The organism is Bordetella sp. 15P40C-2, assembly GCF_009763235.1.
In the GTDB taxonomy this organism is placed as follows: domain Bacteria; phylum Pseudomonadota; class Gammaproteobacteria; order Burkholderiales; family Burkholderiaceae_B; genus Bordetella_A.
In genome coordinates this window covers 11,911-30,705 of the sequence record NZ_WSJA01000034.1, presented here as the reverse complement: position 1 = coordinate 30,705, position 18,795 = coordinate 11,911, and the positions used below count along the sequence as shown (strand labels likewise).

Genomic DNA, 18,795 nt, shown 5'->3' with positions numbered 1-18,795 from the left:
GTGGTCGCGGTCCGGCGTCTGCGCTTTCAACGAACGGTGATCCAGGCGGCGTCCTCGCCGCGATACACCACGCCGTAGCGCGCGATGGCCTCATCATCGAACTGAAAGCCCAGGCCGGGTCCCTGTGGCAGAAGCAAGTTGCCGTCTTCTGCCACCAGTTGCTGGTCAATGACGCGGCGGAAGTTCACGATATGGTCATCGGGCATCCATTCGACGTATGTGCAATTGGGGGTCGCCGCGACCAGATGGATATGGACGTCATGCCACGCATGGGGTTCTACGGTCAGGCCGTGGCTGGCCGCCGTAGCGGCAATGCGTTTCCATTCGGTGATGCCGCCGCAGACGGTTGCATCCGTCTGTAGCAGGGTGGTGGCACCGGTCGTGATGAGATCTTTGAATCGCCAGCGTCCCGCTTCAACCTCGCCAGTGGCGATGGTAATCGGCGTTGCCGCTGCGAGCCGGGCATGATTGTCGAGGTCATCCGGGGAGAAGGGCTCTTCAAGCCAGAACGGGTTGAATGGCTCGAAGCATCGCGCGTATTCCAACGCCGTGGGCAGGTCGCGCCAAGCGTTGTTGGCATCCAGCATCAGACGTACGTCATCACCGATGGCTTCGCGGACGGCCTGCATACGCTGGCGTTCCTCTGCTACCGACTTGAGGCCGACCTTCATCTTCACGGCTTTGAATCCGTCCCTGACGTGGGCGCTCATCTCGGCGGCGAGGTCATCATTGGATTTGCCAGGCAGGTAATAACCACCGCTGGCGTAACCGGGCACGCGGTCAAGCGCCTTGGCGCCTAGATATCGATAGAGCGGCAGGCCGGTCGTACGTGCGTTCAGATCCCATAGCGCGATGTCAATCGCCGACAAGACTCGCATCACCGCCCCGGCACGTCCCATCAGCAGCGCGTCCTGGTACATCTCGGCCCATAGACCTTCGACACGGTGACTGTCTTCCCCGATCAAGCGCGGTGCTAGCAATTCCGTGGCCGCCATCGACAACAGGCGGCCAGCGCTGTTGACCGCGTAACAGTAGCCCAGCCCCTCGTGGCCGTCACGGCTACGAACCCGGATGAGACAGTACTCACGCGCCGTTACCTGGCGCGTTGAAAAACTGACGGGGTTGTCCAAGGGGACTCTGGCAATGCATACAGAAACGGACTCGATAACAGGCATATATGTGAACTCCTTAGGCATAGGGCAATCCGGCGCCCTGCAAGATCGTCGCGCCGGTGCTAATAGGCAGCGGGCTTACTGCAAGCTGATGTTGGCGATCTTGATCACCTCGGCCCATTTCTTTTTCTCGCTTTCGAGCAACGCCGCGAATGCTTCGGGCGTGCTGCCCACGGGGGTAAGGCCCATCTCTTCCAGTCTGCCCCTGATGGGTTGATTCGAGATGATGTCGACGATTTCCTTATTCAGCAGCTGCACGACGGTATCCGGTGTGTTGGCAGGCGCGACAATGCCGAACCACACGTTGGCGTCATACCCGGTTAACCCCGACTCGGTGAAGGTGGGGATGTCAGGCAGTTGTGGAAGCCGCTTTGGCGAAGTGACGCCTAGCGCTTTGAGCTGACCGTTTTTGAGGAATGGCAGGCTTTGTGTGGGGGTGGCAAAGATCACCGGGATGACGCCGCCGATCAGGTCTGCTTGCGCAGGGGCCCCCCCTTTATAGGGCACGTGATTCATTTTGGTGCCGGCCATCTGGTCCATCAACTCCATGGCAATATGCTGTGTCGAACCCATGCCGGGGGTGCCGAAATCAATCGTGCGTTCTTTGTTTGATTTGGCGTATTTGATGAATTCGCTGACGTTGTTGGGCTTGAACTTGGGATTCGCCACCAACACGAAAGGTGTTTCGGCGATAACAGTGACGGGCTTGAAGTCTTCCAGCTTGTAGTTGAGTTGCGAGAACAGCATGGTGTTGGTTACGTGCGATGAGATCACCAGCATGAGGTTGTAACCATCCGGTTGCGCGCGAGCCACTTCCGCAGTGGCGATGGTGCTGTTGGCGCCAGGCTTGTTCTCGACGATAAACGGCTGGTGGAGACGCTCTTGCAGCGCGCTGCCAATTAGTCGCGCGATGGTGTCGTTCGATCCGCCCGGTGCCATGCCGACCATAATGCGTACGGGTTTTTCGGGATAAATCTGTGCCACCGCGAGGCCGGCACTCAATACCGAAGTGGCGAGGCAAAGCGTGACCAACGAACGTGCGAACTTACGCATGGCATGTCTCCTGTCTATTATTGGAAGCCTTATCGCAACAGAAGGAGGATATGCGCTAAATTTCAGTCAATAGATCGATTCTTTCGATGTATTAAGTGAAAAGTTGGCTAAATCACCCTGAGGCCAGCGCGTCTGTGTACAGCGCTTCGAGTTCGCGCGCGAAACGTTCGCGCACCACCTGCATAAACGCGGCAGCGGCCAGGGAGGGTTCGCGATGTTTGTGGCGTAGCAAGCAGATGCCCCGGCGTTCCAGGGGCAGGTCGATGGGGATGATTCGAAGGCCGAACACCTGAAACTGACGCACGCCCAGTGTTGGAACAATAGTCGCACCCAGGCCCGCGGCGACCAATCCAGCGGCCGACGATAGATTGTTGACCTCGTAAGACTTGCGCCAGTGCAACGGGTAGATCGCAGCGTCCAAATGCTGTCGAATACTGCTGGCCTGGTCATAGACAATGATGGGGAACGCTTGTTGCACTTCGGTGTGTGTCAGGCGACGTCTTCCCGCGAGAGGATGCCGCGGATGGCAGACGAAGTGAAAGCGGTCCGACGCCAGCGTTTCCATAACGAGTTCGCCGCCTTGAAACGTCGCCGCGCACAATGCGAAGTCCATGCGCCGCTGTCTCACTTGTTCGATGCAGGTAGCATTGGCGACGTCTTCGATGATCAACTCGATGTCGGGGTGTGCCGCATGAAAGGTTTCGATCAAGGCGGGCAAGATGGACGAGCAGATGGTGGGCAGTGCCGCAATCGCAACCTTGCCGCGCTTTAGTACGGCCTGGTCCCGCATCATTTCCAACGCTCGTTCGGTTTCCGGAAGCAGTGATTTGACGATATTCAGAAAGGCCTCGCCCTCGCTGGTGAGGTCCACATTGCGAGTATTGCGCGCGAATAGTTTCAGGCCTAAACCGTCTTCGAGATTGGCGATCAGCGCGCTGAAGGCGGACTGCGTGAGGTGACATTCCTCGGCGGCGCGGGTGAAATTCCGAGCGCTAGCCAAGGCGGCGAACGCACGCATATGTCGTAGAGATAGATTCATGTGATCGTCACGATGGTCGATGCCGTGCCCGCTTCCGATCGTGGGCAGCAGGGTCGTATTGATGTGACCTATGCCGGGGCCGAACCGCTATCCGTGGTTTCCCTAGTTTTTCGTGATCACAGAGACGAACAGCCTAGATACTTAATGCTCGGCCGGCTTACAGATATTCCCGCAGTTTGCGCTCAGCAATCTCCAGGTGTAGCCGCTCGACCATCGTACCGTCCAGATTGATAACCCCCGCGTTTTGGTTTTCGGGTCGTGCGTAAGCTGCCACGATTTTCCGCCACCATGCGATTTGTTCTTCGTTGGGACTAAACGCCTTGTTCACGGTGTCCACTTGCGCCGGATGAATGATGCTTTTGCCATTCATCCCTAATGCGCGCGCCACATCGCATTCGGCTTGCAACGCGTCGAGACTCTTGATGTCGTTCAACACACCGTCGATCACAGCGACATCAAAGGCTTTGGCCACCAGCATGACATGACTGAACCACGGGACAAGATTGCAGCGATTCTTTCCAGGCTCCATATCGCTGTCCTTCACTAGGTCATTAGTGCCCAAGACAAGACATTCAAGCCCGAACGATTTGCCGGTTTCCACAATGCTATCCAGCCGCAAGATTCCCAGCGGATTTTCAATCATCGCCCAGAATTTTGGGATGTGACTGCCGCTTGCCGTTAGCCGCGCGTAGGTTTCCTGGATGTGCTGTGGAGACGTCACCTTGGGTAGCAGTACGGCATCCGGCAGAATGTCCGCGATCACAGCGATGTCGTCTTTCCAGTATTCGGTATCGCTGGCATTGATTCGAATCACCAGATACTTGCCCGCAAAACTCGCGCGCTCCTTAGCCAAGAAGGTGGCGAGGCTAGATCTTGCCAAGGCTTTTTGTTCCGGAAACACACTGTCTTCCAGATCAAAGATCACGGCATCGACGGTCAGACCCGCCGCCTTGCGCATAGCTTTTTCATTGGTGGCTGGAACGTAAAGAACAGTGCGAAGTTTTTTGCTCATCTTTTTCCCTTGAAGTGACGCTTCCAGGATATACGCTAAGTAAATGTGTTTCACAAGAGAGCCCCATGCACCACACCGCTGGGGTCAGGCTCGCCGTGATTGAGGCACGCTTGCCGGTAGAATAAGAGCCGGCGTGAATGGCGACTGCGGGGCTTGCGCACCCCGGCTGCCGGAATTTTTAATGTTCCGACTTGGAACATTCATGAAGGACTGCCGGAACGGGGCAGGGGAGAGCACGTGGTCGTACGCAAACTTGGGCTGCAGCAGGTGGCGTTTTTCCGGGCCGCATTCGAGTCCAACTTGGAGCTGTCTGAGCTGGCGGTGCGTTACCTGGGCGCCGAGGTCAGCCTGCCGGCGGCCAAGCGAACGCTACAGGCTGTGCAGGACGCATTGGTGCAAGCCTCCAAACGGCGGGGCAAGCACGGGGCGGCTGCGTTGCTGCGTATCCCGCGCGGGCGGCTGTCGTCCAAACTGCCCGCCGCGGCCGCCGATGATCCGCCGGCGCGCTACCGTCCTTCGCTGGAAGAGTACCGGGACGAGGTCGATCCCGCCGGGTTTTATTCGGAATCCGAACTCCTCTTGATGTACGAGGATGAGTACGGGCCCGAAGATGCGGCGCAGCCCGGCCCCGTAGATCGGCGGCTGTTGCGCAATGCGCGGCTGCTAGAAAAGAAAATCCGGCTGATTAATGCCCTGGCCGCGGAGATCGCTGAGCCACCTCGGCCGGAGGATCAGATCGAGGGTTGGTTTGATGCGCCGCTTGCGGCCAGATTGACGAGTGCCGGGTTGAACACGCTGCAAGATCTGGTGCGTTTCATGAACCATCGTGGTTATCGGTGGTTTGCGCTGATACCGGGGTTAGGGGAAAAACGCGCGACGCAAGTGGTCGCGTTTTTCCAAGCCAGTGACATGGCCACCGCGCTGGATGGCTATGCGACCACGCCGATGCGCGCGTATCGCAGCCAACGGCGCGAGCGTCATCCCTTGATGGCGCCGGCAGGCGCGATCGTTCCTTTGGAAAAATTCCGCAGCCCGACGATGCTCGACGGCAGCCAGGGCACGAATCGCATGCCCGCGGCGCGCAACAAGCTGGACGTGCACAACGACTTGGAGGCTATCCATGCGTGGCTGCGTCTTTACGCGAACAAGCCCAATACCGAACGCGCCTATAGAAAGGAAGCCGAGCGATTATTGTTATGGGCGATCTTTGCCAAGCGCCGGGCATTTTCCAGTCTGAACACACAAGACGTCGCTGACTATGTACAGTTCTTGGCGCGGCCGGAGCCCGCGCCGCTATGGGTGGCGGATCGACGCTATGACCGCTTTCATGCAGCATGGCGGCCGTTTGTGAAAGGCGGGCTAAGCCCGCGCAGCATTGCCTATGCAGTTCAGGTGCTGTCGGGGATGTGTTCCTGGCTGGTCGGACAGCGGTATCTGGATAGCAACCCGTTCGAGGGGCTGCCGCGCATGGATCGCGGCAATATGAAGCCCACCCATCGCAGCTTGTCGTTCCAGCAGTGGGGCATGGTGCGCGAGTATCTGGGGGCATTGCCCACGGGTTTGGCGGCCACGCGGTTGCGATACTTGATGATGTTGTTATATGCCACTGGCTTGCGTCGCAGCGAAGTGGCCAAGGCCCGTCTGGGCGATTTGCGTCTGCGGCACTTTGGGGAGAAGTCCGCTTGGTTTCTGCATGTGGTCGGCAAGGGCGGGCGCGAACGCGAGGTGCCCTTTGTGCGACCGGTTATGAATGCCCTGCATGTTTATTTAAAAGAAAGAGCACATCAGTTCGACAGCGTGTTGGATTTGCCACGCGAACTGCCTTTAATTGCCGCGCTCGAAGATTCGCGGCGGGCCTTGTCCGAGAACGCCATTTATATCCACCTGAAGGAGTGCTTCCGGGACGTGTCGGACTGGGCGTTCGGGCAGGATAAGGAAGCCTCGGCGGTGTTCGCGCGGGCCAGCACGCATTGGCTGCGTCACACGCATGCGACGCATGCCTTGCGTCGCGGCGTGGGTCTGGAAAGCGTGCGGGACAACTTAGGTCATGCGTCGATTGCGGTGAGCAGTATGTATATCGATACGGCGAGCGAAGCGCAGCACAAAGAGACCGAAGCGTTTGTCGAGGGCGTGTTGGGACCCTAGTAGGGCGAGCGGTACAACTGCACGATCGCCTCGCCCGTGGGCGCGCGCACCAGATCCGCGAGAGTATGCTGGTTTAGCGTATCGAAAAAAACCTGCAGGCTGTCGGCTAGTACGCCGGCCAATCGGCACATGCCCGCCAGCGCGCAAGGCGGCTCTGCGCAGTTGACCAGCATGCTTTGGTGTTCCAGCGTTCGCACGAGGTCGCCGAGCCGGTATGTCGAGGGCGGGCGGGCGAGTCGCAGACCGCCGCCCTTGCCACGTGTGGTGGCTACCCAGCCTTGCTGACCCAGAAAGTGCACCACCTTGACAATGTGATTACGCGACACCGCGAAGCGTTCGGTAATCTCGGTGATCGTCACGGGTGTTTCGCGCGCGCCGGCCTGCGTCAGGTACATCATGACGCGCAGGCCGAAGTCGGTGTATCGGGTCAATTGCATAGGCGGAACTATACCGCTACTCGCCCGGCCCTCCGGTGCCGAACGCCTCCGCATGAATGCGGTGTAGGGGCACGCCTAGTTCCACCAACGCACGGCGCTGTTCGCGCATAAAGGGCAGCGGCCCGCACAGGTAGTAATCGGCATCGGGCAGCACCGCAGCTTCACGGATCGCATGCAGGTCAATGCGGCCAGCATAGTCGTAGTCGATGCCGGGTTGGTCCTGGGCGCCGATGGCTTCGTAGTAGACGAACTTGCGCACGTTGGGGCGCGACTGCGCCACGGCGTTGACGTGCTGCTTCATCGCATGCACCGAGCTGTCGCGGCATGCATGTACAAAACGGATCTGGCGACCATCGTCACGCGCCACCAGATAATTCAACATCGACACCATGGGCGTCAGGCCCACGCCGCCGCTGAGTAACACCACGGGTGCGTCGCGCTGATCATCGAGTATGAAATCGCCCTGCGGCGGCGCGAGGTCGACGACATCGCCTGCGTTCATGCGCTGATGCAGCACGTTCGATACGCTGCCGGCGGGCGCGCCGTTGACACCGTCCTCGCGCTTGACCGAGATGCGCAGATGACCCTGGCCCGGTGCGTCGGACAGACTGTACTGACGCGGTTGCATCAAGCCTAACTCGGGGACGTAGACGCGCAGGGATATGTATTGGCCCGGCCGATAGTCGGGCACCGTCCCGCCGTCGGCGGGCACCAGGTAGAACGAGGTGATTTCCGTGCTTTCCGGGACTTTGCGGTCGATGCGGAATGCGCGCCAGCCGGTCCAGCCGCCTTCTTTGGTGGCCGATTCGGCATACAGGCGGGATTCTTCGGCGATCAGCAAGTTGGCCAATTGTCCGTAGGCGGCGGCCCAGGCGTCGATGAGTTCATCAGTCGCGGCTTCCCCCAACACTTCGCGTATCGATGCGAGTAGATGCTTGCCGACGATCGCGTAGTGCTCGGCGCGGATGCCCAGACTGACGTGTTTGTGCACGATGCGCGTGACCACCGGCGCCAGTACCGAAGGATCGTCGATATGTTCCGCGTAGGCCGCCACGGCCGTGGCCAAGGCTTGCTGCTGCTGTCCGCCTTGCTGGTGACCTTGGTTGAATATCTGCTTGAGTTCCGGGTTGTGACGGAACATACGGGCATAGAAGTGGGTGGTCAGTGCCTTGCCGTGGGTGTGAAGAACAGGCGCGGTAGATTTCACCAGCGCGCGAATTTCCGGGCTCAACATGCGGACAGCTCCTGTGTCGCTTAAAAAACTTTAAAGATGTATTGAATATACATCTTTAAAGCGGACTTGTCTGGCCGGTGCCACGCTGTGACCGGATGGGGCACGTGCGGAACCGACCCGCGGCGGACTTTAAAGGGGCCTATTAAGCGGCGAACGGAGGATTACCGGGCGAACGTCATCCGCGTTCTGAGACGTTGGAAAATCTGACGTATCACCGGGTTGACCACGTGGCTGCGGACATAAAGCCGATACACCAGATCCGGCAGTGCGGGCATGCCGTCACCGGCTCCTAATACTCGTAGCCCCGGATCCAGCTGCTCCACGCCCCGGGCCGTCACACCGAGTCCGGCACGCAATGCGGAGCGGATGCCGGCCAGGCTGGTCGAGGTGTGCCGCGGTAGCCACTCGATGCCGGCGGCGTCGAGCGCATCGCATGCGATACGGCGGAATATGCTTGGGCCATCGGCCATCACCAGCGGGATGGGCTTGGCCGGGTCATGTCCGTAGTTGGCGCCACACAGCCATACGGTGGGACTGGATCGCAGCACGAAGCTTTCGAACGACGGATCGTCGCGGTTAGAGATGACGATATCCATTTCCCCCGCTTTAAGCGATTCCATCAAGAATGGGCTGCGACCGATATGCAGCTCGAACTGCACGCCGGGAAAGCCAAGGGTAATTTCCTGCAGGACCGGCGGCAACATCGTATCGGCCGTGTCGTGCGGGGCACCGATACGAATCAGACCTTGCAGCGCATGTTGCTGCAGACTGCGCCATGCTTCGTCATGGATCGCCAGCAACTGCTGCGCGTAACCGAGCAATCGTTGACCGTGTTCCGTCAGTCGTTTCTGTCGACCCTGTTTCTCAAAGAGAGGATAGCCGACGCGGTCCTCGAGGCGTTGGACCTGCTGTGTGATAGCCGCTTGCGACCGGCCCATCTGCACCGCCGCCGCAGCGAAGCTACCTTTGCTGACGATGGTGGAAAACGTGCGCAGCAGATCGAGTTCGAGAGTCTCCATACTTAAATTATATTTATATATTTATTCCTAGCGTTGCATTGTTGTCAGCCGGTCGGAAGGCTAAAGTTAGCCTCATTGATGAAGAGGAGCTTGTCTTGACTACGAAGACTGCGCAACGCCAAGAGGCGGTCACCGCGGCGATATCCGCCATGAAAACTGCAATCGGCTCCGGCCCCGCGACGCGGGACAGCCTGGCCGTCGTGTTGGAGCAACTGCTGGGCTTGGCGGCAAACCGCGAATTCTGGAACGATGGGGATTTCCCGGCGCCAGAGCCGGGCGAATATCAGAACCGTTATCTGATCTCGGAAGACCCCGACCAGACCTATGCGCTGTATTTGAACGTGATGCGTCCCGGCAAACGCATCGTCCCGCACAACCACACGACATGGGCCTGTATCGCGGCGGTCGAGGGCACCGAGCACAACCGGGTCTATGAACGAATAGACGATGGCTCTGTCCCCGGTGTGGGCAAGCTGCGCGAGACCCAGCTTGTGGTGGTCGAGCCGGGCCGTGGGATCGCACTGATGCCAGATGACATCCATTCCGTAGAGATTCATGGCGAACAGGTGATCCGGCATTTGCACATGTACGGTCGCGCGCTTGAAACGCTGACGGAACGCACGAGCTATGACCTCGCAGCCGGCACCTGCAAGCAGATGGATATCGGCGTGCAGACGCGCCGCTAGCCACCGCTAGCCCCCATTTGAGTTGCGTTATAGACGCGCGCCCAGGCGGCGCGCGGGGGACTCTTTTCGCCTATTTTTCTTAAGTATTCCATGTCCAAAACGATTACCGCGGTTGAATTAAAGTCCGCGCTGCATGACGGCGGCGAGATCGCCCTGCTTGATGTACGCGAGCATGGCCAGTTCGGCGAAGCCCACCTGTTTTATGCCACGCCATTGCCGTACAGCCGGCTGGAGTTGGAGATCCATCGTCTCGTGCCGCGCAAGTCGATCCGTGTGGTGGTGTATGACAGCGGCGATGCACAATCTGATAGCGTGGCCACGCGCGCCGCGCTGCGTCTGGAGGCGCTCGGCTATGTCAATGTCATGATTCTGGAAGGCGGGACGCGGGCTTGGGCCCAGGCTGGCTACAAGCTGTTTGCGGGCGTGAATCTGCCGTCCAAAACGTTTGGTGAACTGGTCGAGCATGCTTACCATACGCCGCGCATTTCCGCGCAGGAACTCGCGCGCAAGCAAGCGGCCGGTGAGCCGCTGGCGGTCTTCGATGGACGACCAACGGCCGAGTTTCGCAAGATGAATATTCCAGGCGCAGTCTGCTGTCCGAATGGCGAGCTGGCCTATCGCATCAAGGATCTTGTGCCCGATGACACGACGCCCATTGTCATCAACTGCGCAGGCCGGACGCGGTCGATCATCGGGGCCCAGACCCTGATTAATTTGGGCATACCGAATCCGGTGTACGCGTTGGAAAATGGTACGCAAGGGTGGTATTTGGCCGATCTGCCTCTGCAGCACGGCCGTAGCGAACGTTATGGCGATGAGACGGGCAGCACGGCCTTGCTTGCGCAAGCTCGGGCCTTGGCTGAACGCTTCGATGTGCCTTACGTCACCGCTCAGACCGTGCGGAATTGGGAAGGCGACGCCACTCGCTCCCTGTTTCTCTGTGATGTGCGCACGCCTGAGGAATTTCAGGCAGGCTCGCTGCCCGGCGCGCAACACACGCCCGGTGGTCAGCTGATTCAAGCCATTGATCAATACGTGGGCGTGCGCGGGGCGCGCCTGGTGATATTCGACAACGATGGCGTGCGTGCGCCGGTGGTCGCCAGCTGGCTACGTCAGATGGGGCACGATGCCAACGTGCTGATCGATGGTCTGTCCAGCGGCCTGGCCTTGCAGGCGCAGGTGGAATCTGAGCTGCCTACGCTAGCGCCTATCACGGTTGCTCAGTTGAAAAGACGGATGGAGCAGGACGACGTTGCCGTGGTCGATATCCGTGCGGGCATGCAGTACCGCAAAGCCCATATCCCCGGCGCCCGCTGGTCGATCCGGCCCCGTCTAGCAAGCGATTTGCGCCATGAAAACCGAGAAATTGTGTTGGTCGCCGACGAGCTGGCAGTAGCGCAGCTGGCGGCCACCGAACTTGATCGCGCGGTGCTGGTACTCGAGGGCGGGATGGCGGCCTGGCAGGCCGCCGGCCATGCCGTCGTATCAACGCCCGACCGCCCCAGTGACGAAGAATGCATCGATTACCTGTTCTTCGTGCACGACCGGCATGACGGCAACAAGGAGGCCGCCCGCCAATACCTCGCATGGGAAACCGGGCTGGTGGCGCAACTCGACGCCTCGGAGCGCGGCAATTTTTCTCTGCCCGCTACGTATAGCTGACCAGCCATAAGCGATCTGCTCGACGCGGAATCATAAAAGTCCACGATAAACAGGAGAATGATGATGTTTGGATCTCGGTTCACTCGGTTGATCATGCTGGGTGCGGCGACCGCCTGCACCGCAATCGCGACGTTGTCCCATGCGCAGTCTGTCCAGCCCTTGCCCGCGCGCGACGGTTACCCAACCGAGCCTATCCGGTTTGTCTCGCCGTTTCCCCCCGGCGGCGGTAACGATGCCACAACGCGTTGGGTGACTTCGCGCTTGATGGAGGCGACGGGTCAACCGGCCGTTGTGGAGAACCGCGGCGGCGCGGGCGGCAACATCGGCGCCAAGGCGGTGGCGACGGCCAGGCCAGATGGCTATACCGTGTTGACCGGCCAGGTGTCGCTAATGGCCGTGAATCCTGCCCTCTATAGCGATGCGGGCTTCGATCCGCTGAAAGACTTCAAGCCGATTACGCAGGTCAACGCGGCACCGCTGGCGATCGTGGTGCCCGCGAACTCGCCTATCAAGGATTTCAAGGATCTGGTGGCGCAAGCGAAAGCGAATCCGGGCCGCCTCACCTACGCCAGCCCGGGTAACGGTACGCTGTCGCATTTGGTGGGCGTGGTATTGGCCAAGGAGCATGACGTTCCGCTGACCCATATCCCTTACCGGGGCGCGGGGCCGGCCATCAACGATCTGCTGGGTAAACAGGTCGACGCGTTGGTGACGTCCACCTCGTCCGCCGCAGGTCTGATCCAAAGCGGGCAATTGCGCGCATTGGCCGTAACCAGCCCGCGGCGCATCGGCGTTTTCAAGCAGGTGCCCACGCTGGAAGAACTGGGTTTGAAAGGCGCGCGCTTTGAAGACTGGTATGGATTCTTTGTGCCGGCCGGGACGCCACCGGAACGCGTGGCCTACTTGCACGAAGCCATCACCCGCACACTGCGTTCGCCCGAAGTCAGCCGGCTGATCGTCGAAGGCGGCAGCGAGGTCGTGGCCAGTTCGCCGGAAGACTTCAATAGACAGGTGCGTGAAGACATTGAACGTTGGGCACATGTTGTACAACTCGCAGGTGCAAAGGTGGATTGAGGCAAAGTCGGCGTCGTGTTGCTGCAAGCAAACCGCCGTGCCGTGACACGACGCCCATACCGCGGCAGGATGAACAAACATGTCAAATAAAGGGTTACAGACCCGCTTAGTCGCGGCCGGCAAGGCGCCGCGCTATGAGGGCGGATCCGCCGTCAATCCATCCATCGTGCGAGCTAGCACCGTGGTCTTTCAGAACACGGCGCAACAACGCGAGATGCGCGAGCGACGCGGTCACGACCGGCTCTTCACGTATGGCGCGCGCGGCACGCCCACTGCCTTTGCGCTGGAAGACGCCGTGAGTGAACTCGAAGGCGCGTACCGCACGCGCCTGCTTCCCACCGGGCTGGCAGCGATTGCGATGACCTTGCTCAGTTATCTGCGCCCGGGTGATCACGTGCTGATTTCCGATAGCGCCTATCAGCCGGTGCGCCAACTGGCGCATCAGTTTCTCGAACCCTATGGCATCGCGTTCTCATTTTTCGCAGCCGACGGTAGCGATGTCGAGGCCAAATGGCGGCCTAATACGCAGTTGCTTTATGTGGAAAGCCCAGGATCGCTGGTCTACGAGATGTGCGATCTGCCCGCGCTGGCCGAGATCGCCCATGCCAGGGGCGCGTGGGTGGCGGCGGACAATACTTGGGGGTCGGGATGTCAGTACAGGCCTTTAGCGCTGGGCGCGGATATTTCCGTGATGGCCGCCACCAAGTATCTATCGGGACACTCCGACGTCATGATGGGTACGGTGGCCACGACCCGAGACGCCTGGGAGCCGTTGGCGCAGCGTTGCGATGCGTTCGGCATGACGGTCAGCCCGGACGATGCGTGGCTGGTATTGCGCGGTATCCGAACACTGATACCGCGACTGGCCATGCATGAGCGGCAGGCGTTGAAGGTCGCGCAATGGCTTGCCAGTCAACGCGGGGTGACAACCCTGTTCTGTCCGGCTTTGACCTCGCACCCCGGCCACGATTTGTGGCAACGCGATTGTCAGGGGACGAATGGATTGATTTCCTTCGAACTGACTCCGGGCACGTCGCAGGCCACCGTCGACCGTTTCATCGACAGCCTGGAACTGTTTGGTATCGGCGCATCCTGGGGCGGCCATGAAAGTCTGGTGACCCAGGCCCATATGACCCAGGCGCGTAGTGTGACGGACTGGAGTCAGCGCGGGCCGGTAGTCCGCCTGCATATCGGACTCGAGGATCCGAACGATCTGATCGACGATTTGGCGCGCGCGCTCGAGCGAGCCGGCATGTAGCCCGCTCCCGCGTTATTACACGCTGCGCATCAGGCCGCCATCGACACGGATATTCTGGCCGGTGTATAGCCCGCACCCCCTGACACCAGAAACGCGATGGTGGCGGCGATTTCCTCGGCCTTGCCATATCGACCCATGGGAACGTTGGTGCGCCGCTCCTCACGCTCGGGCAGACTGTCGATCCAGCCGGGCAGCACGTTGTTCATCCGAACGTTCTTGGCCGCATAAGTGTCGGCAAAGATTTTCGTAAAGCTGGCCAGACCGGCGCGACCAGGAAAACCTCCGTACGTTGTGTTGCCTCGCAATTTAAACGATGCTTATGGTGATAAACCACCGTATCCCTATACGGGAGGAGGCCATATGTCACCGTTCCAGACCCACGAGGTCGTCAATCAGGTACCTCCGCTCGAAGATTATTCCCTCTACGACACTGATACGGTATTGCGCGAGGCTGTGCAACGGGAAGGGGCGAGCGGTTTTGAGGCGGTCTTGCGAGAACATGGGACATGGTTGGGGCGGGCGACGACCCTCGCCCTAGGTGAGCGCGCCAATCGCTTCCCGCCACTCTGGAAGGGCTACGATGCCTGCGGACATCGTATGGATCAGATCGAGTTCGATCCAGCCTGGCATGCCCTGATGGCGGGCATCGTGGCGCGCGGGCTGCAAAGCAAGGCATGGATCCATCCGGCGCCCGGCGCACAGGTGGCACGTGCGGCGGCTTATCTGATGCAAGGTCAGGTCGAGGCCGGTACCTTGTGCCCGACCACGATGACCCACGCGGCGGTGCCGCTATTACAGCAAGAACCGGCGGGCGCCATTGATTTCGCTAGGGACTGGCTGCCAGCGCTGGCGTCCCCAGACTACGATGCTTCCGATACGCCATTGCCCGGCAAAACCAGCGCGCTGATAGGAATGGGGCTCACGGAAAAGCAAGGCGGCTCTGACTTGCGCGCCATTACAACGCGTGCCGATCCGGTGAGTGAAGGGAAAAGGGGGGCAGTCTATCGACTCACCGGGCATAAATGGTTTTTCTCGGTGCCGCAGGCCGATGCGCATCTGGTGCTCGCCAATACCGAGGATGGACCGGGATGCTTCTTCGTCCCGCGCTGGATCCCTGACGGCGGACGCAACGCCGTGCGCATTCGCCGTTTGAAAGACAAGCTAGGTAATCGCAGCAATGCCAGCGGGGAAGTCGAATTCGAACAGGCGTGGGGGATGCTGATGGGAGAGCCAGGCCGCGGATTGTCGTTGCTGCTGCGAATGGCGGCGATGACGCGCTTGGATTGCGTGCTCGGTAGCGCCGCGCTGCTGCGTCAGGCGGTGGTGCAGGCCGCGCATCATGCTGCGCATCGGCGGGCATTTGGCCTGCCTTTGGCGGATCAGCCGCTCATGCGCAATCTGTTGGCGGATCTGGCACTGGAAAGCGAAGCTGCTACGGTACTGGCCCTGCGTCTGGCTCGCGCGGTTGATGAACGAGATAATCCGGCATCTCTCGCGCTGTTACGCGTGGGGACGCCAGCCGCAAAACTTTGGGTCTGTAAACGTGCGATCGCTGCGATCGCGGAGTGTATGGAGGTGTGGGGCGGTAATGGCTACGTCGAGACCGGTCCGCTGCCTCGCCTATACCGCGAGGCCCCCGTGAATTCCATCTGGGAGGGGTCCGGCAACATGATGGCGCTGGATGTGTCGCGCGCATTACAGCGCGACACCGCCTGCCTCGCTGCGCTGCACGACGAGCTCGACGGCGCGCGAGGGGCGTTTCGCGACTACGATCACGCATGGGCTGCGTGGCAAAAACAGATGAACACCCAGCTGCAAAGTCAGTCGGCCGATACCGGGCTTGCGCGCGGCTGGGCTGCGGGCTTAGCGAGGCTATGGCAAGCAGCCCTGCTGATCCGCCACGCCCCGGCACCCGTGGCGCATGCGTTCGTGACGAGTCGGTTGGGGCTCCCGACCGGTATCGCGGGCGAGCTCCCGGTCGGCGTGAATGTCGAGTTCGTCCTGGCTCGCGCCTGGCCGGCCGGATGACAGTTGCCGTGTCACCGTTCCGGTCGGCCGAGGGCATCAGGTATTCCAGGTAAAACCCGCCCGCGCCGTGCCGCTGCGCGGCACCGAAATCTGGCGCGTCTGCTCTTTACCGTTGAACGTGGCCGAGACCTTATAGCGACCGGCGGGCAGCTTCACCAGTACGTAAGGTCCACCCGTGGTGTCGAGTACGGTGTTGCCACGCGCATCGGTAATCCTCACCTTCACATTAGCGACATACGCTCCGCCTTGCGTCGACGAGAAGGTCAGCGCCAGAGGATATTGGCTGCTGGCGGCCTTGATGGCGTTCGATTCATCGGCACCGAAGCCGCCAGTCAGAAATTCAACCTGGCCTTGTTGCTGCACAGGCGGTAAGGCCGGCAAGTTCTGAGCGACGGCCGACAAGGTAGCAAAAGCCAGACAGCCGGCAGCGAGGGCGCCGGCCAGACGCGAGGGTTTATGGCTCGTGTTCATGGGCATACTCCAACATTCCCGGCGCCAGGCGCGGCCGGGATCGCGTGCCCCGGCCCCCCGGGGCATAATGCTTAGATGATAGGTTCCGCCCGAGGTTCCACACGGCACAGGTTGCAACCGGTGTTTCTGCCCGTGTCGAAATGCTGGTGCATGCCCGACGCTGTTTGCTCGCTCTGTTACAACTTGCCCCGCATCAGAACTGCCCGAATGCTTCCAAGGCGCGGGTCGAATACACATAAGCCGCGCCAGCATTCAATGCAATGGCCGTGCCGAGCGCTTCAGCAAGTTCGGCTTCTGTTACGCCTGCTTTGCGCGCCGCTGCGGCATGGGAAGAAATGCAGCCGTCGCATCGTGTGGTGACAGCGACCGCCAGCGCAATCAACTCACGCGTTTTCGCATCCAGGACAGAGCCGCCATTGACGGCTTCGTTCAAGCCTCGGTATGCCGCGGCCACTGTCGGGTTTTCTTGCGCGAGCTTGCTTCCGGCTTGACGCAGATTTGTCAGGGTTTCAGGCCAGTTGTTCATCGTGATGTCTCCTTAGTCAGGGGTTATACGCCTGGCGCCCACAGATTGGGGACCAGAACGTTTGAGTATCCGGATACAAACGGCTTGCGCCGGCCGGTTTCGGGATCGAATACGTGGCGATTGATGCGACCGATGTTGCCGCCATACAGATGGATGCTGATGGAGACTTTGTCGTCGTGATAGTTGCTGACACGATGTATATCCCCAATGGATGGCGACACAAAGGCCACTTCGCCAGGGCGCAGTGTCTTTTCTTCCCCGATGGCCTGGAGTCTGTCGTCCTCCATACTGAAGGACTGTTCGACTTCCGCGCCGCGCAGCATGGCGATTACGCCCCACACTGTGTGGTCATGGACCGGCGTGCGCTGTCCTGGGCCCCAGACGAAGCTCACCAGGGAGAACCGATCCAAGGGATCGCCATAAAGCAGATACTGCCGGTAGTATTCCGGATGCGGTTGCGCCATGGCGTCGGGCAGCCAGTCATCCGTCGTGACGAGGTCGGCCATGATGCGGCCTGCATCCTGCAGGATGTCGGGCTCGGCGAGGTCGCCGCGCGCGGTCAGACGGCACAGCGCCGTGACCGCATTCAACACTTTCTGTTCGGCCATGTGGGCTCCTTAACCCGCCAGGGGTACCGCGAGCACGCGGTCGACAAACACGCCGGCCTGACCGGTATAGGCGTAAGGCTCCAGCATGCGGTCGATTTCCGCCTCGGTGAGATTGGCGGAGACCGTATCGTTCTGCATCAGCGCTTCCTTGAGGGATCCGCCTTTTTCGAACACGTCCATGCAGATCTGATAGATGACCTCGTGCGCTTCCTGGCGGCCAAAACGGTCGCTCATCGCCATCATCACGGCTTCGGACATCAGCAGGCCTTTTTGAATGTAGAGGTTTTTCTCCATGTTCTCGACGCGAACGCTCAGACCGGCGGTGACGAACGCCATTTTCTTGAGCGCGACGTGGACCATGTTGAAGATGCGCCCGATGTATTCGCGCTCGGCCTGTAATACGACCTTGTCGCGCTCGTGATCGGCGACAATGCCTTCTATGGCCAGCGGGACGGTGGCGCGCACCAGGCGGTTGACGGCGATGACGCCTTCGCACACAGGTGGGTTGCGCTTGTGGGGCATGGTGCTGCTGCCAACTTTGCCGGGCATGAAGGGCTCTTCCAGCTCCGCGGTCTCGGTTTTTTGCAGGCTGAATATCTCGTGCGCGATCTTTCCAGCGGTGCCGCACGCGATGGCCAGCACACTGATCAATTCAGCGATGTTGTCGCGCGAGGTGTGCCACGTGATATTCGGGCATGCCAGACCCAGCTCATCGAACAATCGGTTTTGCACCTCAATGCCGTCATTGCCCAAGGCAGCGAGCGTGCCGACCGCGCCAGAGAACTGGCCCACTAATACGCGTTCGCGCATCTGGCGCAGCCGCGTGAAATTGCGGCGCAGTTCCTCCGCCCATCCCGCGGCCTTAAAGCCGAAGGTAATCGGCAAGGCATGCTGGCCGTGGCTGCGACCCACCATTACCTGATCGCGGTACTTGCGAGCGAGCGTGCAGACGTTATCGTAAAGCTCGCGATATGCCGTCTCGATCTGATCGAGGCCGTCGCGCACCTGCAGGATGGTGCCCGTGTCCATGATGTCCTGCGTGGTGGCACCCCAATGAATGTATTCCCCCGCCTCGCCGCTGCAGACCTTTTTCATGGCGCGCAGCAGGGGCACGATCGGGTGCGCCGTGCGATCCATCTCGGCTTTTAGTTGCGCAAGATCGAGGTTCTCGACTTTGCATTTGCGTTGGATCTCCTCGGCTGCCGCGGCCGGGATGACGCCCATGTTCCCCTGCACCCTGGCGAGCGCGGCCTCCACGTCCAGCCATCGCTGCACGGTTGCTTCGTCGCTGAAGATAGCGCGCATCGGCTCCGTGCCGAACTGGTCGCGAAACAACGCGCTGTCTATTACGTAAGTTGCCATCCTCTACTC

At 60.3% G+C, this 18,795-nt stretch carries 17 protein-coding genes and 1 pseudogene; 6 read left to right on the top strand and 12 right to left on the bottom strand.

The annotated features are described in order from the left end of the window. Positions 1–26 precede the first annotated feature (26 nt). From GOQ25_RS14530 to GOQ25_RS14515, 4 genes are all read right to left on the bottom strand, one after another. Positions 27–1,175: a mandelate racemase/muconate lactonizing enzyme family protein gene (locus GOQ25_RS14530; protein ID WP_160351199.1), complete on the bottom strand. Its 1,149-nt coding sequence runs from the start codon at positions 1,173–1,175 to the stop codon at positions 27–29. A gap of 75 nt (positions 1,176–1,250) precedes the next feature. Then, positions 1,251–2,225, bottom strand: coding sequence for a tripartite tricarboxylate transporter substrate binding protein (locus GOQ25_RS14525; RefSeq protein WP_160351198.1), 975 nt, complete (start codon positions 2,223–2,225; stop codon positions 1,251–1,253). 112 nt (positions 2,226–2,337) lie between these two features. Further along, the gene (locus GOQ25_RS14520) at positions 2,338–3,264 is read right to left on the bottom strand and encodes a LysR family transcriptional regulator (protein ID WP_160351197.1); all 927 of its coding nucleotides are present in this window, start codon (positions 3,262–3,264) and stop codon (positions 2,338–2,340) included. Between the two features lie 157 nt (positions 3,265–3,421). Beyond that, the gene (locus GOQ25_RS14515) at positions 3,422–4,330 is read right to left on the bottom strand and encodes a CoA ester lyase (RefSeq protein ID WP_160351196.1); all 909 of its coding nucleotides are present in this window, start codon (positions 4,328–4,330) and stop codon (positions 3,422–3,424) included. A 183-nt stretch (positions 4,331–4,513) separates the two neighbouring features. Here GOQ25_RS14515 and GOQ25_RS14510 point away from each other — a divergent pair, with 183 nt between their 5' ends. Continuing rightward, positions 4,514–6,421 carry a phage integrase family protein gene (locus tag GOQ25_RS14510; protein WP_160351195.1) on the top strand — a complete coding sequence of 636 codons (1,908 nt, stop codon included), beginning with the start codon at positions 4,514–4,516 and terminating at the stop codon, positions 6,419–6,421. Here GOQ25_RS14510 and GOQ25_RS14505 read toward each other — a convergent pair. From GOQ25_RS14505 to GOQ25_RS14495, 3 genes are all read right to left on the bottom strand, one after another. Further along, on the bottom strand, positions 6,418–6,858 hold the full coding sequence (locus tag GOQ25_RS14505; RefSeq protein WP_160351194.1) for an Rrf2 family transcriptional regulator: 441 nt from the start codon (positions 6,856–6,858) through the stop codon (positions 6,418–6,420). The genes GOQ25_RS14510 and GOQ25_RS14505 overlap by 4 nt on opposite strands. 16 nt (positions 6,859–6,874) lie before the next feature. Beyond that, a complete protein-coding gene (hmpA, locus tag GOQ25_RS14500) occupies positions 6,875–8,092 on the bottom strand; it encodes an NO-inducible flavohemoprotein (RefSeq protein WP_160351193.1) in 1,218 nt (405 codons plus the stop codon). A 161-nt stretch (positions 8,093–8,253) separates the two neighbouring features. Beyond that, positions 8,254–9,111 (bottom strand): LysR substrate-binding domain-containing protein, encoded by an 858-nt coding sequence (locus GOQ25_RS14495; protein WP_160351192.1) that lies wholly within the window; start codon positions 9,109–9,111, stop codon positions 8,254–8,256. Positions 9,112–9,260: 149 nt separating this feature from the next. Between GOQ25_RS14495 and GOQ25_RS14490 the strand changes: the two genes are divergently transcribed. From GOQ25_RS14490 to metC, 4 genes are all read left to right on the top strand, one after another. After that, positions 9,261–9,797 (top strand): hypothetical protein, encoded by a 537-nt coding sequence (locus GOQ25_RS14490; protein WP_370519964.1) that lies wholly within the window; start codon positions 9,261–9,263, stop codon positions 9,795–9,797. Between the two features lie 90 nt (positions 9,798–9,887). After that, entirely contained in the window at positions 9,888–11,459 is a 1,572-nt protein-coding gene (locus GOQ25_RS14485; protein ID WP_160351190.1) for a rhodanese-like domain-containing protein, read from the top strand. A gap of 60 nt (positions 11,460–11,519) precedes the next feature. Next, positions 11,520–12,533, top strand: a complete 1,014-nt coding sequence (locus GOQ25_RS14480; protein ID WP_370519958.1) for a Bug family tripartite tricarboxylate transporter substrate binding protein — start codon at positions 11,520–11,522, stop codon at positions 12,531–12,533. Positions 12,534–12,612: 79 nt separating this feature from the next. After that, positions 12,613–13,791 (top strand): cystathionine beta-lyase, encoded by a 1,179-nt coding sequence (gene metC / locus GOQ25_RS14475; protein ID WP_160351189.1) that lies wholly within the window; start codon positions 12,613–12,615, stop codon positions 13,789–13,791. Between the two features lie 15 nt (positions 13,792–13,806). On the opposite strand, the pseudogene GOQ25_RS14470 reads toward metC, so the two are convergent. After that, a pseudogene (locus GOQ25_RS14470) lies at positions 13,807–14,060 on the bottom strand (SDR family oxidoreductase); the annotation flags it as partial. A 91-nt stretch (positions 14,061–14,151) separates the two neighbouring features. Between GOQ25_RS14470 and GOQ25_RS14465 the strand changes: the two are divergent. Beyond that, positions 14,152–15,819 carry an isovaleryl-CoA dehydrogenase gene (locus GOQ25_RS14465; RefSeq protein WP_160351188.1) on the top strand — a complete coding sequence of 556 codons (1,668 nt, stop codon included), beginning with the start codon at positions 14,152–14,154 and terminating at the stop codon, positions 15,817–15,819. A gap of 36 nt (positions 15,820–15,855) precedes the next feature. On the opposite strand, the gene GOQ25_RS14460 is transcribed toward GOQ25_RS14465, so the two are convergent. From GOQ25_RS14460 to purB, 4 genes are all read right to left on the bottom strand, one after another. Then, positions 15,856–16,290, bottom strand: a complete 435-nt coding sequence (locus tag GOQ25_RS14460) for a carboxypeptidase-like regulatory domain-containing protein (RefSeq protein ID WP_160351187.1) — start codon at positions 16,288–16,290, stop codon at positions 15,856–15,858. A gap of 193 nt (positions 16,291–16,483) precedes the next feature. Further along, positions 16,484–16,816, bottom strand: a complete 333-nt coding sequence (locus tag GOQ25_RS14455) for a carboxymuconolactone decarboxylase family protein (protein ID WP_160351186.1) — start codon at positions 16,814–16,816, stop codon at positions 16,484–16,486. Positions 16,817–16,839: 23 nt separating this feature from the next. Beyond that, entirely contained in the window at positions 16,840–17,424 is a 585-nt protein-coding gene (locus tag GOQ25_RS14450; protein ID WP_160351185.1) for a cysteine dioxygenase, read from the bottom strand. A 9-nt stretch (positions 17,425–17,433) separates the two neighbouring features. Continuing rightward, positions 17,434–18,786 (bottom strand): adenylosuccinate lyase, encoded by a 1,353-nt coding sequence (purB, locus tag GOQ25_RS14445; protein ID WP_160351184.1) that lies wholly within the window; start codon positions 18,784–18,786, stop codon positions 17,434–17,436. Positions 18,787–18,795 lie beyond the last annotated feature (9 nt).

Excerpts from the sequence above, each read along its gene's own strand:
- GOQ25_RS14495 (WP_160351192.1), bottom strand. The coding sequence starts at position 9,111 with ATGGAGACTCTCGAACTCGATCTGCTGCGCACGTTTTCCACCATCGTC.
- hmpA (WP_160351193.1), bottom strand. The coding sequence starts at position 8,092 with ATGTTGAGCCCGGAAATTCGCGCGCTGGTGAAATCTACCGCGCCTGTT.
- GOQ25_RS14485 (WP_160351190.1), top strand. The coding sequence starts at position 9,888 with ATGTCCAAAACGATTACCGCGGTTGAATTAAAGTCCGCGCTGCATGAC.
- GOQ25_RS14505 (WP_160351194.1), bottom strand. The coding sequence starts at position 6,858 with ATGCAATTGACCCGATACACCGACTTCGGCCTGCGCGTCATGATGTAC.
- GOQ25_RS14465 (WP_160351188.1), top strand. The coding sequence starts at position 14,152 with ATGTCACCGTTCCAGACCCACGAGGTCGTCAATCAGGTACCTCCGCTC.
- GOQ25_RS14480 (WP_370519958.1), top strand. The coding sequence starts at position 11,520 with ATGATGTTTGGATCTCGGTTCACTCGGTTGATCATGCTGGGTGCGGCG.
- GOQ25_RS14520 (WP_160351197.1), bottom strand. The coding sequence starts at position 3,264 with ATGAATCTATCTCTACGACATATGCGTGCGTTCGCCGCCTTGGCTAGC.
- GOQ25_RS14460 (WP_160351187.1), bottom strand. The coding sequence starts at position 16,290 with ATGAACACGAGCCATAAACCCTCGCGTCTGGCCGGCGCCCTCGCTGCC.
- GOQ25_RS14450 (WP_160351185.1), bottom strand. The coding sequence starts at position 17,424 with ATGGCCGAACAGAAAGTGTTGAATGCGGTCACGGCGCTGTGCCGTCTG.
- GOQ25_RS14490 (WP_370519964.1), top strand. The coding sequence starts at position 9,261 with ATGAAAACTGCAATCGGCTCCGGCCCCGCGACGCGGGACAGCCTGGCC.
- GOQ25_RS14530 (WP_160351199.1), bottom strand. The coding sequence starts at position 1,175 with ATGCCTGTTATCGAGTCCGTTTCTGTATGCATTGCCAGAGTCCCCTTG.
- GOQ25_RS14455 (WP_160351186.1), bottom strand. The coding sequence starts at position 16,816 with ATGAACAACTGGCCTGAAACCCTGACAAATCTGCGTCAAGCCGGAAGC.
- GOQ25_RS14525 (WP_160351198.1), bottom strand. The coding sequence starts at position 2,225 with ATGCGTAAGTTCGCACGTTCGTTGGTCACGCTTTGCCTCGCCACTTCG.
- metC (WP_160351189.1), top strand. The coding sequence starts at position 12,613 with ATGTCAAATAAAGGGTTACAGACCCGCTTAGTCGCGGCCGGCAAGGCG.
- purB (WP_160351184.1), bottom strand. The coding sequence starts at position 18,786 with ATGGCAACTTACGTAATAGACAGCGCGTTGTTTCGCGACCAGTTCGGC.